The 14372-nt window shown below is 64.7% G+C and carries 12 protein-coding genes; 10 read left to right on the forward strand and 2 right to left on the reverse strand.

The features are described from left to right. Window positions 1-121: 121 nt before the first annotated feature. Both U4012_RS03860 and U4012_RS03865 read right to left on the reverse strand, forming a co-directional pair. Complete coding sequence (locus tag U4012_RS03860; protein WP_321796330.1) at window positions 122-2434, reverse strand: hypothetical protein; 2313 nt, start codon at window positions 2432-2434, stop codon at window positions 122-124. Window positions 2435-2452: 18 nt separating this feature from the next. Further along, window positions 2453-5077 (reverse strand): type VI secretion system Vgr family protein, encoded by a 2625-nt coding sequence (locus U4012_RS03865; RefSeq protein ID WP_321796332.1) that lies wholly within the window; start codon window positions 5075-5077, stop codon window positions 2453-2455. 24 nt (window positions 5078-5101) lie between these two features. On the opposite strand from U4012_RS03865, the gene U4012_RS03870 reads away from it, so the two are divergent. The 10 genes from U4012_RS03870 to U4012_RS03915 all read left to right on the forward strand — a co-directional run bounded on the left by U4012_RS03870 (window position 5102) and on the right by U4012_RS03915 (window position 14208). Next, the gene (locus U4012_RS03870; protein ID WP_321796333.1) at window positions 5102-5281 is read left to right on the forward strand and encodes a hypothetical protein; all 180 of its coding nucleotides are present in this window, start codon (window positions 5102-5104) and stop codon (window positions 5279-5281) included. Between the two features lie 787 nt (window positions 5282-6068). Then, window positions 6069-7319 (forward strand): MFS transporter, encoded by a 1251-nt coding sequence (locus tag U4012_RS03875; RefSeq protein ID WP_124489249.1) that lies wholly within the window; start codon window positions 6069-6071, stop codon window positions 7317-7319. 145 nt (window positions 7320-7464) lie between these two features. Next, window positions 7465-8394, forward strand: coding sequence for a LysR family transcriptional regulator (locus U4012_RS03880; RefSeq protein ID WP_044848336.1), 930 nt, complete (start codon window positions 7465-7467; stop codon window positions 8392-8394). 114 nt (window positions 8395-8508) lie between these two features. Next, on the forward strand, window positions 8509-9003 hold the full coding sequence (locus tag U4012_RS03885) for a hydroxyquinol 1,2-dioxygenase (protein WP_321796334.1): 495 nt from the start codon (window positions 8509-8511) through the stop codon (window positions 9001-9003). Window positions 9004-9045: 42 nt separating this feature from the next. Then, entirely contained in the window at window positions 9046-10065 is a 1020-nt protein-coding gene (locus U4012_RS03890) for a hydroxyquinol 1,2-dioxygenase (RefSeq protein ID WP_044848338.1), read from the forward strand. Between the two features lie 40 nt (window positions 10066-10105). After that, window positions 10106-11572 (forward strand): aldehyde dehydrogenase family protein, encoded by a 1467-nt coding sequence (locus tag U4012_RS03895; RefSeq protein ID WP_044848339.1) that lies wholly within the window; start codon window positions 10106-10108, stop codon window positions 11570-11572. A gap of 7 nt (window positions 11573-11579) precedes the next feature. Beyond that, on the forward strand, window positions 11580-12647 hold the full coding sequence (locus U4012_RS03900; protein WP_124571448.1) for a maleylacetate reductase: 1068 nt from the start codon (window positions 11580-11582) through the stop codon (window positions 12645-12647). A 29-nt stretch (window positions 12648-12676) separates the two neighbouring features. Further along, window positions 12677-13552, forward strand: a complete 876-nt coding sequence (locus tag U4012_RS03905; protein ID WP_044848368.1) for an intradiol ring-cleavage dioxygenase — start codon at window positions 12677-12679, stop codon at window positions 13550-13552. Window positions 13553-13557: 5 nt separating this feature from the next. Then, window positions 13558-13869 (forward strand): YciI family protein, encoded by a 312-nt coding sequence (locus tag U4012_RS03910; RefSeq protein WP_321796337.1) that lies wholly within the window; start codon window positions 13558-13560, stop codon window positions 13867-13869. Window positions 13870-13872: 3 nt separating this feature from the next. Further along, on the forward strand, window positions 13873-14208 hold the full coding sequence (locus U4012_RS03915) for a Rieske (2Fe-2S) protein (RefSeq protein ID WP_044848342.1): 336 nt from the start codon (window positions 13873-13875) through the stop codon (window positions 14206-14208). Window positions 14209-14372: the final 164 nt, after the last annotated feature.

Consider the following 14372-nt stretch of genomic DNA (forward strand, 5'->3'; position numbering starts at 1 on the left):
TCCACATGTGCCGGATCGGGTTGCTCTACGTAAGCCATCAGCATGGCCATGAGCACGACGGTAATCAGCCATGCCGAAACGGCAATAGCGACACGTCGCGGCCATGTAGCGATTAGCGCCTTCAAATCACACCTCCGACTTTCAAATAAAGTTCTCCTTCACGTTGATCCGCGATCGCGCCGGGAATATTTCCTTCGCTGCCCTCGGTATGTACCCATTCATGCAGCGGCAAGTCGTCGAATTTTCCGCGTGAAAAATATTCGTAATACTTCTTGTTTGGATTGTCATCCGGAATACCTTCACCCATCCGCCAGTCCGCCTCGATACGCAACGCTTTGAGTTGCTTCTCCGTTACGTAGCACAAGCCCACCGCGACGTCATACGCAAGCGCCTTTTCGGCATGCTCGGGATTGGTCATCGTCGTTGAGTGATTCGTGGGGCTGTTGGTCGCACCGCGATCGAGCCAATCGACGATCTGTTTGTCGCGCCAATCCTTGTAGCCTTCGGGCATCGCGCTTTTACCGTCCTCGCCGATCACGTGGCCGTCGCGATCGAGCCACTCCGAATTCAGCGTTCGGCGCGCTTCCATTCGCATCAGCGCGCGGTCCTCGTAACGCTGTCCGGCTTCCGTTGAGGCTGTACCTCGGGCGACGCTGTCCTCGTTCTTTGCCTTGTACTGGTCGTACGGATCGTCGCCGCGCTTGTCTGCCTCGGTCTTGTTCGCATCGCGCCAAGCAGCCGGCGGATCGTTGCCTTCGTTGAAGTCGCTTGTCGCATCGCCGTCCTTCGTCTCGACGGGTTTACCGAATCGCATCGCCTTCGGCGGGAATGGCTCGTCAAGCGCCGGAGCATCCGCCACCACTGTCCAGCCCTTCGGCGGATCGGCGTTCACGCGGAGCATGTTCAATGCCGAACTGATTCCGGTCACGACGAACATGAGTGGCGCGGTCACGAGCGTCGCCGCCATGCCCAGAACCGATTCATTTCCCTTGATCGCGCCGACGAGATTGAATTTGGCCGGCGGTGACGGCGGATACCAGAATCCAGGCTTCGTTCCTTGTTTGCCATGCCGCCAATCGTCTTCCCAATACCGGTACGGTTTCTGCACGCCGACCGGAAAACCGGAAGCAAAGACCCGTTGCGTCAGGATGCCGGCTGCCCCGATATCGTCGAGTTCGTGCTTGCTGATGCCACGCCAGCCGATCCCTTGCACCGTCACCGCCGAAATCACTTGGTCGTGCGGGCAGCAATATGCGGTGACGCGGCCATATGTCGATTCATTCAGCCCGTGCCTCGCGCGATCCTCTTGCGCCGCATAAGACCGATTGCTCGTCGGCGAGACCCGCTCGTTTTCCATGTCCTCATCGATTTTGTCGGCAGGTTGTTCGTATGCTTTTCGAGCACCGATGATCGACAGGAATGTGCCGAACGTCTTCGCGCGCGCCACGTAGGTTTGTCGTCCACGCCGTCCGCTGCCGTCCTTCGTCGCGCGTTGCGACCAGGTATCCATGAACGTATCGGATTTGTATGGGCCGTCTGCGTTCGCCAAGCTATATGGTGCGTTCGCCAGCACGTAGGCGTCTGCCACGCAGTGGCCCGAGCGCCCCCACGGATCTTCGACATCGGGGAATGCGTCGCCGAAGAACGCCGCCGTGAGGCCGACGATATTTCCTTGGCTGTGGCATACGACGGTAATCGGCACGTCGGCCTGCATGCTTCGGATCGATTCGATCAGTCTGGCCAAGCGCAACGCGGCGAGTACGCCATACGCACGCGGCGGCGCGCGATACAGCGGACGATTGGTTGGATTGATGCCTTGCACGGTCATCCAGCCCATCGTTCGATCATCCAGACCGCCGTGCCAAAGATCGGGCAGACTGGCACAGCCGTTCGTGAACGGGCCGCCGCCCCAATAGTCCTTTTCGTTCAGGAAGATCTTGTCGCCGTACTCCTTCAATTCCGCAGCAGTCGCGCGATAGCCCCAGCGGAAATGAATGACGGGCGAGAACGACGGCTCGGGCTTGACGTAGTTATTGGGAAGCAGCTTCGGATTGAGAAACCCATCCGGCGTCACACTCTCCGTGTACTTCGCGGGCGTCAACTGTCCGGCGTCGATACCGTGATACATCATCTGATCGTCCAGACGTCCGAGCCGGCGATTCAGACCGGCGCACAGCCCTTCCTCCGAGGCCTCGAACCATTCGCCCTCCGAGTTCACCCCATGCACGAAGATCACGATACCGGGCAAGGGCAATTGCTTGATGCAGATGAGCGGCGTGTTCTTCGCGAACATCGTCACGCCTTCGCCCCGGCCGACGACGATCGGCGGCGGTGCCGGCCGCGACACAGCTACGTCGTCAGCATCGACTTTCGCCGCAGGTTGGTCGCGATGAGCAGTCGCCATCAGCGGAGGGTCAAGAAATGAATCAGTCATGCAGTTTCCTTCGCGATCCTATGTATTGTTTTTGATGAACTGCACCGCCAGTCTCTCGAACTGGTCAGCATCGACGGCCGGAAGTTGGCCGGCCGCATCGCTCGACAAGTTCGATAGCGGTCCGGACGGCCTTTTGACCTCTCCCTCGAATCCCGCAGCCGCGTTGCCGTCGGTGGATCGGACCAGCTTCGGTACGCGACCAAGCGTGTCCTGACCAAACTTCGGCATGTCCGCACTCATGCTTGCAGGCCCGTCCCACACATGCCCTGCCGACTTCACCGTGAATGTCCCCGGACATCCCAGTTCGATATCCCCGCCGCGCAGCTTGAGATACGCGCCACCGGACGTGACGAACACGACTTCATCGCTCGCCGTGCCGACGAGGCTTCCGCCACTGGCCGTCAACTGAAGGTTCTTCGCCGAATCGACCTGCGTATCGTCGTGCTGCGATTGAATCGTGACCTTCCCTCGATTCGCGATCGCCGACACGCCGTCGCCGTGCGCGAACATCGCGACGCCACGACCGGCATGCAGCTTGATGCGCTCGCCGCTGCTGACCTGAACGTGTTGCTGCGCGATCTGATCGATGTTCTCGCCCGCATACATGACGTGCGTCCTGGGCGTGACGTTGAGCGACCCCGACTGCGCGCCGAACGCGATCAACGCGGGCGCATCGCCGGTCGCACCGGGCCGCGCACCGTCAGGCGTCCAGTTGCGGAACGCATCGGCGACGTTGTCCTGACCGGCGGTATCGGCCGACTGTCCGCCATGCTCGCCGGCATAGTCGCCGAGCGATTTGAACAGCGCCGTGCATTCGTCGAGCAGTCGAATCAGTTCGTCTCGATCGAGCTGACCGCCGGTGGCCCGTGTGCGCGCATAGGTCGACAACAGGATGCCCTGCGCCGCGCGCAGTGCCGCGGCGGCGTCGGTGCGCAGCTCGGCACCTTCGCCGCGATCCTTCCCGTGTCCGCTTTCGCGCGGCTGCGTCAGATAGCCGAGATTCAGTTGGGTATGCGCGTGTTCGCTCGCCAGCTGCGCCGAGATTTGCGACGGCGTATCGTCGAGACGAAGCTGGTTGTAGCGCCGGCCGTTGATTTCCTTGGTCTTGATGCCCGACAGGAAGCGGTTGCCGGGGAGCGCGCCCGTATGGGTGAACGTCACGGGCGGGTTCGCGCCGTTGCTCAGCACGCCGATGATGACGAGCCGGTCCGGGTCGCCGGACAGACATCCCAGCAGCACTTCCATGCCGACGCGCGGCAGGAAGAGCGCGCCGAAGTTGCCTCCGGCGAGGCTTGTTCCGACGCGAATCGGCGCACTGTCGCCAGCCCGGCCGTTCGTTCCGGCGCCTTGCGCGTGCGCATGATCGGCCGGATCGTGTCCGTGGATCAGCACGCGCACGCGGCCGGCCACGTCGCAAAACACTTCCTCGCCCTGTGCGCCGACGATCGTGCCGGTCAGCAGGTGAACCGGCGGCACATCGACCTTCGGATCATAGGCGGGCTTGAGCGGCACGCCGCGTCGCACGCACGTGAAACGGTTTTCATAGCGCGTGTCGGTTTGCTCCGGCAGATCGACAGGTGCCGGCGCAGCCGTTTGCGCGAGGTTCCGGCTCGCCGCGAACAACTTGTGCGTGCGGCCCGCGAGCGGCTTCGGCAGGTTGTTCCAGATATCGTGCCGAACCGACGTGACGACGAACTGGCGACGATCGGCCGGCCGCATGTCCAGCTCCGGGTCGCCCGTCAGCGTGAACCAGTGGCCGACGGGCAGGTCGCGTACGCTGCTGATTCCGTCGTAACGCTCGGCTTCGAACTGATGCGCCAGTATCCGGTCGCGCGTGATGCGATCGTGATCGCGCCATGAGTCGCCGACGTGCGGGATGTCGATCGCGACGTCGGTCAGCAGGCGCGCAAGGTCGTTCCCCGCTTCGCCCTGGTCAAGGTCCGTGACAGCGGTGGAGTCATCTGCACGCGCTGGCTTGTAGTCCCAGGACGCGCGGCGGACCTGGCCGGGAGACACGCTCTGGCAGTGCGCAAAAAGCGTCACCGTGTCGCGTTGTTCGGTTCCGGCGTCGCGCGGGTGAAGCCGCAACGTACCGGCCGGCGCTTCCTTCAGGCGATGCGGGTCGTCGCAGAACACGAGCGTATGAAGCGGCCACGCGTCGTTCATGCCGCGCGCGCCTCCGGCCGGCTCGGCCTTCGCGAAGACCGTGATGCCTTCCCGACGCAGCAGACGCCGGATGAAACGAGCGTCCGACTCGTTGACCTGCCGCGTGAGTTCGCGCACCGGATAGCGATCGGCCTGCAATCCGGACAGGTCGAAATCGAATGCGCGCGTGAGTGCGTGGCTGCGCAGTTTCCACTCGTTCATCAGCGTCGCGAGAATCTCCGTCACGTGGCGCGATCGGAATACGCGGGCGTTGGTGCGACGGTCCATCAACGACAGCGCGTCACACACGTGCAATTGATAGACGGTCAGTTCGCCGTCGGATTGACCGGTTCGCACTTCGCGTACGATCGCATTGATCGCACGCGTACTGCCGCGGTCGGTCGTCAGCCGGACCGATACGGGCAGGCCGAGAAACAGCGTCGGCGATAGATGATCGTGGCTCGACACGCAGGTCAGTTCGCCGTCGATGCCGGACATCAGGCCTTCGCGGATATCGGCGTGATGGAGCGCAAGCAAGTGGCCGACCGCGCGCTGCGCCCGGCCGAAATGGAGATCGACGGGGCGCGTGCTCCCGTCGGTCAGACTGGTCGCAAATTCCCGAAATGTTCTTGCTATCGACATCGCCATAATCTCATTGCTTTTTTATTGATTGGGATTTGTTTGAAATGCGGTCCTGTTTGAAATGAGGAAATTGGATAGAAAATTCGCGTCGAGAATATCAAGCTTGCAGGTCTTGATAAATGTATTTTTGTTTTTGTGTGGCTAGATGGTTGGTTTGAAACGGTATTTTTCTTTTTCGGTGATTTGGATGGTTTTTAAAAGTCTTGTATTGATCGGCGAAAAGGGGGCGCGCGGTGATTCTGTCAGATTGCGTGGTTGTCGTGCGGGCCGTTTTATTTAAATAAAATCGATTAACGGTCTTTGGGGATCAGATCCGTCTGATTTCGAAGAAAATGGCGGCGTATTGCGTTGACGAAAAACATGTGGACGGATTGCTTCGTGCCCGCTCGGAGCGCATCTGCCGGTTGCCGGTCTCGTCATTCGCCGCCACCTGATCAGCGCGCGGCCGGGCGGCGCGCCGAACCGCGTTCATCGGTCGTGCAAGCGGCGTCGCCTGCGGGCCTCGCTGATGTCTATGAGGGATTCCCCCGTAACCGGGGAAGGCGCGCTGCTTCAACGCTGCCGCCGTTCGCACAGCGCTTCTCCACCGACCTTTCCCGCCCGCAGCCGCCGATTATTTGCGTTTCGCGAATGGCGCGTTCGCCGGTTGTTCCATACCCGATCCGCCTGCGCGCACCTATCGTTCGGGCGTCGGCTGATTGAATTCGACGCCTGCAACCGGAAAGAAGCCGGACAGGCGGCCGCCACTTCCTCGCGACTAACGTCGCGTCGCATACCCAAGACAACGGACCTGGCTGATGCGCGGACGCCCCGGCGCGCGCAAGCGGACCAATCCACGGAGACAGACATGAAAGCAAACGAGTGGGATACCTCCTATGAGTGGAAGGCGGTGACGCTGCTGGCGCTCGGCTTCGGCCTGGTCGGCCTCGACCGCTGGCTCATCGCACCGCTGTTCCCTTCGATCATGAAGGACCTGCACCTGAGCGCGCAGGACGTCGGCAACTGCATCGGCGTGCTCGGCCTGTCGTGGGGCATCTTCGCGGCGCTGATGGGCGGCATCTCCGACAAGGTCGGCCGCCGCAAGGTCCTGATTCCCGCCATCATCGCGTTCTCGCTGCTGTCCGGCTTCTCGGGCCTCGCGGGCGGCTTGCTCGGCCTGATCGCGATCCGCGGGCTGATGGGCGTCGCCGAAGGTTCGTTCTGCCCGACCAGCTTCGCGGCCACCGCCGACGCGTCGCACCCGCGGCGGCGCGGCCTGAACCTCGGGCTGCAGCAAAGCGGCTTCGCGCTGTTCGGGCTGGCGCTGTCGCCGATCATCGCGACCCAACTGCTCAACGTCGTGTCGTGGCGCTGGGTGTTCGCGCTCGTGGCCATTCCCGGGCTGATCCTCGGCGCGATCATGTTCTTCGTGATCCGCGAACCGAAGCGCGCGAAGGAGGTCGTGTCGGAGCACGCGCCGGCGTCGCTCGGCCATGTGCTCAAGAGCCGCAACATCCTCGTCGCGATGGCCGCGCTGTGTTGCGCGATGACCGGCGTGTTCGTGCTCGGCGCGCTGCTGCCGCTGTACCTGACGGATTACCTTGCGCTCGGCACGCAGAAGATGGGCCTCGTGGTGTCGGCGATCGGCTTCGGCGGCTTTCTCGGGCAGTTCGGGCTGCCGGGCCTGTCCGACGTGGTGGGCCGCCGCCTCGCGAGCATCGCGGGCTTCGCCGGCACGGCGGTGATGCTCTACATCTTCCGCGGCCTCGGTCCGCAACCGGTCGTGCTGTTCGTTGTCCTGTTCGTCGCGTCGTTCTTTACGCTCGGTCTGGTGTCGTTGCTGTCGGGCCCCGTCGCGACCGAAGCCGCGCCCGTCGGCCTCGTGTCGACGTCGATCGGCGTGGTGGTCGGTTGCGGCGAGATCTTCGGCGGCGGCATCGCGCCGGCGATGGGCGGCTACGTCGCCGCGCACTTCGGGATCCAGAACATTCTGTGGCTGCCGATGGGGGCGGTGCTGCTCGGCATCGTGGTCAGCATGCTGCTGCGGGAGACGGCCCCGGCCGTGCTGCAGCGCCGCGTAGGCGTGCAGCCGGAGCTGTCGGCGGGCAAGCAGCCGTAACGTGCGGCGCGGTCGTACCGGCTCCCGGTGGCCGGCGGCCGGCGGGATTGACACCCGTCCGGTGACAGTGTGACGCGTTCGGCTTGACCCACCCGGCCGGCAGGTGCGGTTAGACTGCCGGTTTGGCTTTCGGGAAAGGTGCGGCATGGACCGGTTTCTGAGCATCGAGGCGTTCGTCAGGGTCGCGGAGGCGAGCAGCTTCGCGGAAGCGGCGCGGCAGCTTGGGGTCACCAGTTCGGTCGTGACGAACCGCATCCAGCAACTGGAAAAGTTCGTCAACGCGCCGCTGTTCCATCGCAGCACGCGCCACGTGCGGCTGTCCGAAGTGGGCGAGACCTTCTACCGCGAATGCGCGGAAGTCGTGGGGCGCGTCAACGAGCTGACCGACCAGATGCGCGAGCTGCGCGCGACGCCGACCGGGCGGCTGCGCATCCAGATGCTGCCCGGCTTCGCGCTCGATCACTTCGGCGTGCCGCTCGCCGAATTCAATCGCCGCTATCCGGGCATCCAGCTCGACATCATCGTCAATGACCGTGTCGTGGACCCTGTCGAAGAAGGGTTCGACATCGCGTTCCAGATCTTTCCGCCGATATCCGAGTCGCTGATCGAGCGGCGCCTGTTCGTGGTCCGACGCCTGTTCTGCGCGTCGCCGGCCTACCTCGACGCGCATGGTGCGCCACAACATCCGCGCGAATTGCTGCAGCACACCACGGCGCTGTATTCGGGTTATCCATCACGTAACCGCTGGACGCTGACGCGCGGCGACGAGGTCGTCGAAATGGAGCTGCCCGGCATGATCCGCTCGAACTCCGTGCACCTGCTGCGCGAGTACGCGCTGACGGGCGGCGGCGTCGTGTGCCTGCCCACGCTGGTCGCGAGCGACGCGCTCGTCGCGGGCCGGCTGGTGCCCATCCTCACCGACTTCCAGATCGCGCCGCTGAGCTTCGCCGCCGTTTATCCCGCAACGCAGCGACAGGCGCTGAAGGTGAAGGCGCTGGTCGAATTCCTCGTCGAATACATCGGCGACGAGTCGCCGTGGGATCGTCCGCTGCTGGAGCGTGGCTGGGTTCGTTGAGCGAAGCGATTATTCGCGAAACGCAAATGCCGTAGTCGCGCTCCGTTGCCTTGTTGACGGGCGTCGTCGCCCCTAAAGTTGAATCCAACAAGCGGTTCAACTCAGGAGACAGCAATGACCGACACGGCATTCCACACCGTCTTTGGCTCGCTCGACGGCTACACGAAGGGCGAGATCGAAATCACCAGCGGCAGCGCAAAACACTACGCGTTCTCGAACGTCTTCGAGATCGCATCGAAGTCGGCGCCCTACGAAAAGGTCGTCGCCGGCAAGAACCTCGAATACGTGATCGAAGTGCTGCGCACCGAAGGCCAGTCGCCGTGGTTCGCGTGCGCGCATGACGAGTTCGCGATCCAGATGGATGGCGAAGTCCGCATCGACTTCATCAAGCTCGACAACCCGCCCGCCACCGGCCGCGGCACCGTGAACGCCGGCACGCAGCCGGCGGGCCGCGAGATGGGCTATGTCGTGCTGCGCAAGGGCCACCAGGCACTGCTGCCGGCCGGCTGCGCGTATCGCTTCGCCGCCGGCAAGCCGGGCGTCGCGCTCGTGCAGACCGTGCTCGGCGAGCTGTCCGTCGAGAAGTGGGCCGACATCTGCCTGCACTGATCGATTCGATCGCGAAGATTCAACTATTCCAGGAGACACGTTATGGCCACCCTCGAGACCCTCGATCTTTCCGCAGGCTTCGCCGCCGATCTGGTGCAGGCCACGCAAGCCGATGCCGTCACCGGTTACCGCCGCTTCCACCTCGGTGAATTCGCGTTCCAGCGCGACGAGTATTTCGTGAAAATCAGCTGGCCGGCGAAAGGCCAGACCCGCACGCACGCGATCCCCGCGGACGCATTCCTGCGCGCGATGATGCGCGACGTCGCGTGGGGCTTCTTCTACGGCTGGGTGAATTTCGATCACGTGTTCGGCACGCGCAACCACTACGGCAAGGTCGACGTCTATGCGGGCACGTTCAACGGGATCCTGAAGGAAGCCGGCGTCGACTACACCGAGACGTTCGAAACGCCGACGATCATGGCGACCTTCAAGGCGATGCTGCACGACTGGACCAACGAAGGCTTCGATCCGTTCGCGGCGCCGGAGGAAACCGGCACGGCGTTCGGGCGCAAGCACGGCGAGAACGGCTCCGCGATCGAACGCACGCGCATCGCGACGCGCCGCATGCCGGGCCTCGAAGGCGACTCGCCGCTGCGCGACGATCTGCCGGTCAACCGCGCGTTTCTCGACGTCGCTCAGGACGAGCCGGAAGTGCACGTGAAACCGGGCTTCGAAGGCGAGCTGCATGCGTTCAATCTGTTCAAGTACCTGTCGCGTTCGGACGTGACGTGGAATCCGTCGGTGACCTCCGTGTGCGGGCGCAGCCTGTTCTGCCCGACCACCGAGGAATTCATCCTGCCGGTATTCCACGGCAACGACCGCGTCGAATGGTTCCTGCAACTGTCCGACGAAATCGTGTGGGACATCGGCGACAAGAACACCGGCGCACCGCGCGCGCGCGTCACGATGCGGGCCGGCGACATCTGCGCGATGCCCGCCGACATCCGGCACCAGGGCTACTCGACGAAGCGTTCGATGCTGCTGGTCTGGGAAAACGCGACGCCGAACCTTCCGCAGCGATACGAGAGCGGCGAGCTGGCGCCGTATCCGATCGAGTTCTGAGCCGCGCCGGCTCGCACAAGCACACCATCGAGGACGATTCATGCAAACCCAACTCTTCATCGACGGCCGTTTCGTCGACGCCGTCGAGCGCGGCACGATCGACGTGCTCAATCCGCACGACGGCTCGCTGATCACGAAGATCGCCGCCGCCACCGCGGCGGACGTGGACCTCGCGGTGGAAGCCGCGACCCGCGCATTCCCGAAGTGGTCGGCGATGCCGGCGGCCGAGCGCGGCCGGCTGCTGCTGCGCCTCGCGGACGCGATCGAAGCCAACGCGGAGGAACTCGCGCAGCTCGAATCGCTGGACACCGGCCACCCGATCCGCGATTCGCGCGCGCTCGACGTGCCGCGCACGGCCGGTTGCTTCCGCTACTTCGGCGGCATGGCCGACAAGCTGCAGGGCTCGGTGATTCCGGTCGAAACCGGCTTCCTGAACTATGTGCAGCGCGCGCCGATCGGCGTCGTCGGCCAGATCGTGCCGTGGAATTTCCCGCTGATGTTCACGAGCTGGAAGATGGGCCCGGCGCTGGCGGCAGGCAACACCGTCGTGCTCAAGCCGTCGGAGATCACGCCGCTGTCGACGCTGCGCATCGTCGAACTGATGGCCGAAGTCGGGTTTCCCGAAGGCGTCGTCAATATCGTTCCCGGCTACGGTCATACGGCCGGCCAGCGTCTCGCCGAACACCCCGGTGTCGGGAAGATCGCGTTCACCGGTTCGACGGCGACGGGCCGCCGGATCGTCGAGGCGTCGCAGGGCAACCTGAAGCGCGTGCAGCTGGAACTCGGCGGCAAGGGCGCGAACATCGTGTTCGACGACGCGAACCTCGACGCCGCCATCAACGGCGCCGCGTGGGCGATCTTCCACAACCAGGGGCAGGCGTGCATCGCCGGTTCGCGGCTCGTGCTGCATGAACGCATCGCCGACGAATTCCTCGAGCGCTTCGTGTCGCTGGCGTCGTCGATCCGCGTCGGCAACCCGCTGGACCCCGACACCGAGATGGGCCCGCTGACGTCGAAGCAGCATCTCGACCGCGTGCTGTCGTTCGTCGACGTCGCGCGCGAGCAGGGCGGCCGCGTGCTCGCCGGCGGCAGCGCGCCGCAGGATGCGGCACTCGCGAACGGTTACTACGTGCGCCCGACCGTCATCGAGGCGAAGAGCGCCGCCGATCGCGTCGCGCAGGAGGAAGTGTTCGGCCCGTTCGTCACCGTGCTGCGCTTCGGCAGCGACGAGGAAGCGCTGTCGATCGCCAACGCGACCGAATACGGGCTCGGCAGCGGACTCTGGACCAACGATCTCTCCCGCGCGCACAGGATGGCGTCGCGGATCGACGCGGGCATGTGCTGGATCAACTGCTACAAGCGCGTCAATCCGGGCAGCCCGTTCGGCGGCATCGGCAAGTCGGGCTACGGCCGCGAGATGGGTTTCGAGGCGATGCACGACTATACGGAAGCACGCTCGGTGTGGGTCAACGTCGACGGCAAGGTGCCGCCGCACTTCAAGCGCTGAGGCCGAGATGGAGCGCTTCGTCTATCAGGGAACGCCGTCCCGCGTCGTGTTCGAATGGGGCGCGCTCGAACGGCTGCCGGACGAGTTGTCCGCGCTCGGCGCGCAGCGGGCGCTGATTCTGTCGACGCCCGAGCAGCAGCCGCTCGCCGAACGCGTCCGGGACGTGCTCGGCGAGCGTGCGGCCGGCGTGTGCGCGCAGGCCGTGATGCACGTGCCGGTCGAGGTGGCGCGCGCCGCGCGCGAGATGGCCGCCGAGCTGGGCGCGGACTGCTGCATCGCGATCGGCGGCGGCTCGACGATCGGGCTCGGCAAGGCGATTGCGCTCGAGTCGTCGCTGCCGATCCTCGCCGTGCCGACGACTTACGCGGGCTCGGAGATGACGCCGATCTTCGGGCTCACGGAAGGCCGGCTCAAGCGCACCGGGCGCGATGCGCGCGTGTTGCCGCGTACGGTGCTGTATGACCCGTCCCTGACGCTGTCGCTGCCGCCGGGGATTTCGGCGGCATCGGGCGTCAATGCGATGGCGCATGCGGTCGAGGCGCTCTACGCGGAAGATGCGAACCCGGTGATCAGCCTGATGGCCGAGGAGTCGATTCGTGCGCTCGGCGAAGCGCTGCCGGCGATCGTGCGCGCGCCCGACGACCGCGAGATGCGCAGCCGCGCGCTGTATGGCGCATGGCTCGCCGGCACGTGCCTGGGTGCGGTCGGCATGGCGCTGCATCACAAGCTCTGTCATACGCTCGGCGGCACCTTCAACCTGCCGCACGCACAGACGCACGCCGCGATGCTGCCGCATACCGCACACTACAACCATGCGGCGGCGCCCGACGCGCTGCGCCGCGTCGCGCGGGCGCTGGGCGGCACCGACGCGGCCGACGCCGGCCCGCTGCTGTTCCGGTTGAACCGGCAACTGGGCTTGTCGGCGGCGCTGGCCGACATCGGAATGCCGGAAGCGGGCCTCGACGAAGCTGCCGACCTCGCGTGCCGGAACCCGTACGCGAATCCGCGGCCGATCGAGCGCGCGCCGATCCGCGAGTTGCTTCAGCATGCGTGGGAAGGGCGCGAGCCGCAGTGAGCGGCCGGCTGCATACAAAGGAGACGAACGTGACGAATGATCATCATGATGACGGCGACACGCGGTTGACCGAGCAGGTCGTCGCCAGCTTCGACGGTACGCCGAACCCGCGCTTGCGCGTGCTGATGCAGAGCCTCGTGCGGCACCTGCATGCGTTCGTCCGCGAAACGGAGCTGACCGAGGCCGAGTGGATGGCCGCGATTCGCTTCCTGACCGAAACCGGGCAGATGTGCGACGACGTCGTGCGCCAGGAATTCATCCTGCTGTCGGACACGCTCGGCGTGTCGATGCTGGTCGATGCGATCAACCATCGCTTCGCCACCGGCGCGACGGAAACAACCGTGTTCGGCCCGTTCTACATCGAGGGCATGCCCGAGCGCGCGTATGGCGAAAACATGGCGTTCACGCCCGGCACGCCGGTCGTCGTGCATGGCCGCGTGCTCACTACCGACGGCGCGCCGGTGCGGGACGCCGTGCTCGACGTCTGGCAGACCGCCGAAAACGGCATGTATTCCGGGCAGGATACGGCGCAGCCGCACGGCAACCTGCGCGGCCGCTACCGGACCGATGCCGAAGGTCGTTACGCGATCACGACGATCCTGCCGGTCAGCTATCCGATTCCGACCGACGGCCCGGTCGGGAAGATGCTCGACGCCACCGGGCGCCATCCGTGGCGGCCCGCGCATTTGCATTTCATGATCGATGCGCCGGGCTACCGCAAGCTCGTCACGCATCTGTTCGACGAGAACGACGCGTATCTGCAGTCGGATGCCGTCTTCGGCGTGAAGCCGTCGCTGATGGTCGCCTATCGGCCGCGTGCGGCGGGTGACGAGCTCGCGCGCCGGGTCGGCTTGAGCGGCCCGTATCGCGAGGCGACGTACGACTTCGTGCTCGACCGGAGCTGACCGACATGGCGCGATTCTTTGCGGTGTTTGCGACGGACCAGCCCGGGATGCGCGAGGTGCGCGACCGCGTGCGGCCGACGCATCGGACCTACCTGCGTTCCGCCGCGCAGCACGGCGTGTATGTGCGGCTCGGCGGGCCGACGCTCGATCCGCAGGGCGATGCGATGAACGGCACGCTGCTCGTCGTCGAGGCGGACGACATCGATGCGGTGATGCAGTTCGTCGGCAACGATCCGTATGTGAAGGAAGGGCTGTTCTCGCGGGTCGAGGTGCGTCCGTGGGACTGGAGCCTCGGCAATCCCGAGCGGAGAGCGTGAGTCATGGGTGCCACGCAACTCTGTCGCTTCGCCGATGTGCCGGATGGTGGCGCGCGGGTCGTCGATGAGGCGTGCATCGGACGCCCCGTCATCGTCGTGCGGCGCGGGGAGCAGGTGTGGGCTTACGTGAATCGTTGCCCGCATTTCTCGGTTCCGCTCGATTTCGTGCCGGGCAGCGTTTCCTGCTATCGATCCCAGGTGCTGATGTGCGCGCATCACAGTGCGCTGTTCCGGTTCGACGACGGTGTGTGTATCGACGGGCCGTGTTCGGGGGCCGGGCTGGAAGCCGTGGCCGTCGAGGTGGATGCGGCGGCGTGGGTGATTTGCCGGAGCGCCTGAATCGGCGGACGGGCCGATCGCATCTGACTGGATGAAATCGGAAATACGCGGGATTTCATTCGTTCAAGTCGATAAGCAAAACTAAATGAATTTTATTGTACCGGCCCGGATGCAAGCCTGATCCGGGTGGGGGAAGGTGTTGTTTCACGAAGCATGAGCGGATC

This window comes from Burkholderia sp. BCC1988, assembly GCF_905339895.1.
In the GTDB taxonomy this organism is placed as follows: domain Bacteria; phylum Pseudomonadota; class Gammaproteobacteria; order Burkholderiales; family Burkholderiaceae; genus Burkholderia.

Bases quoted from the DNA above. Each gene is read 5' to 3' on its own strand.
- U4012_RS03890 (WP_044848338.1), top strand. From the start codon at position 9,046: ATGGCCACCCTCGAGACCCTCGATCTTTCCGCAGGCTTCGCCGCCGAT.
- U4012_RS03880 (WP_044848336.1), top strand. From the start codon at position 7,465: ATGGACCGGTTTCTGAGCATCGAGGCGTTCGTCAGGGTCGCGGAGGCG.
- U4012_RS03870 (WP_321796333.1), top strand. From the start codon at position 5,102: ATGGAGCGCAAGCAAGTGGCCGACCGCGCGCTGCGCCCGGCCGAAATG.
- U4012_RS03865 (WP_321796332.1), bottom strand. From the start codon at position 5,077: ATGTCCGGCATCGACGGCGAACTGACCTGCGTGTCGAGCCACGATCAT.
- U4012_RS03900 (WP_124571448.1), top strand. From the start codon at position 11,580: ATGGAGCGCTTCGTCTATCAGGGAACGCCGTCCCGCGTCGTGTTCGAA.
- U4012_RS03895 (WP_044848339.1), top strand. From the start codon at position 10,106: ATGCAAACCCAACTCTTCATCGACGGCCGTTTCGTCGACGCCGTCGAG.
- U4012_RS03915 (WP_044848342.1), top strand. From the start codon at position 13,873: ATGGGTGCCACGCAACTCTGTCGCTTCGCCGATGTGCCGGATGGTGGC.
- U4012_RS03910 (WP_321796337.1), top strand. From the start codon at position 13,558: ATGGCGCGATTCTTTGCGGTGTTTGCGACGGACCAGCCCGGGATGCGC.
- U4012_RS03875 (WP_124489249.1), top strand. From the start codon at position 6,069: ATGAAAGCAAACGAGTGGGATACCTCCTATGAGTGGAAGGCGGTGACG.
- U4012_RS03885 (WP_321796334.1), top strand. From the start codon at position 8,509: ATGACCGACACGGCATTCCACACCGTCTTTGGCTCGCTCGACGGCTAC.
- U4012_RS03860 (WP_321796330.1), bottom strand. From the start codon at position 2,434: ATGACTGATTCATTTCTTGACCCTCCGCTGATGGCGACTGCTCATCGC.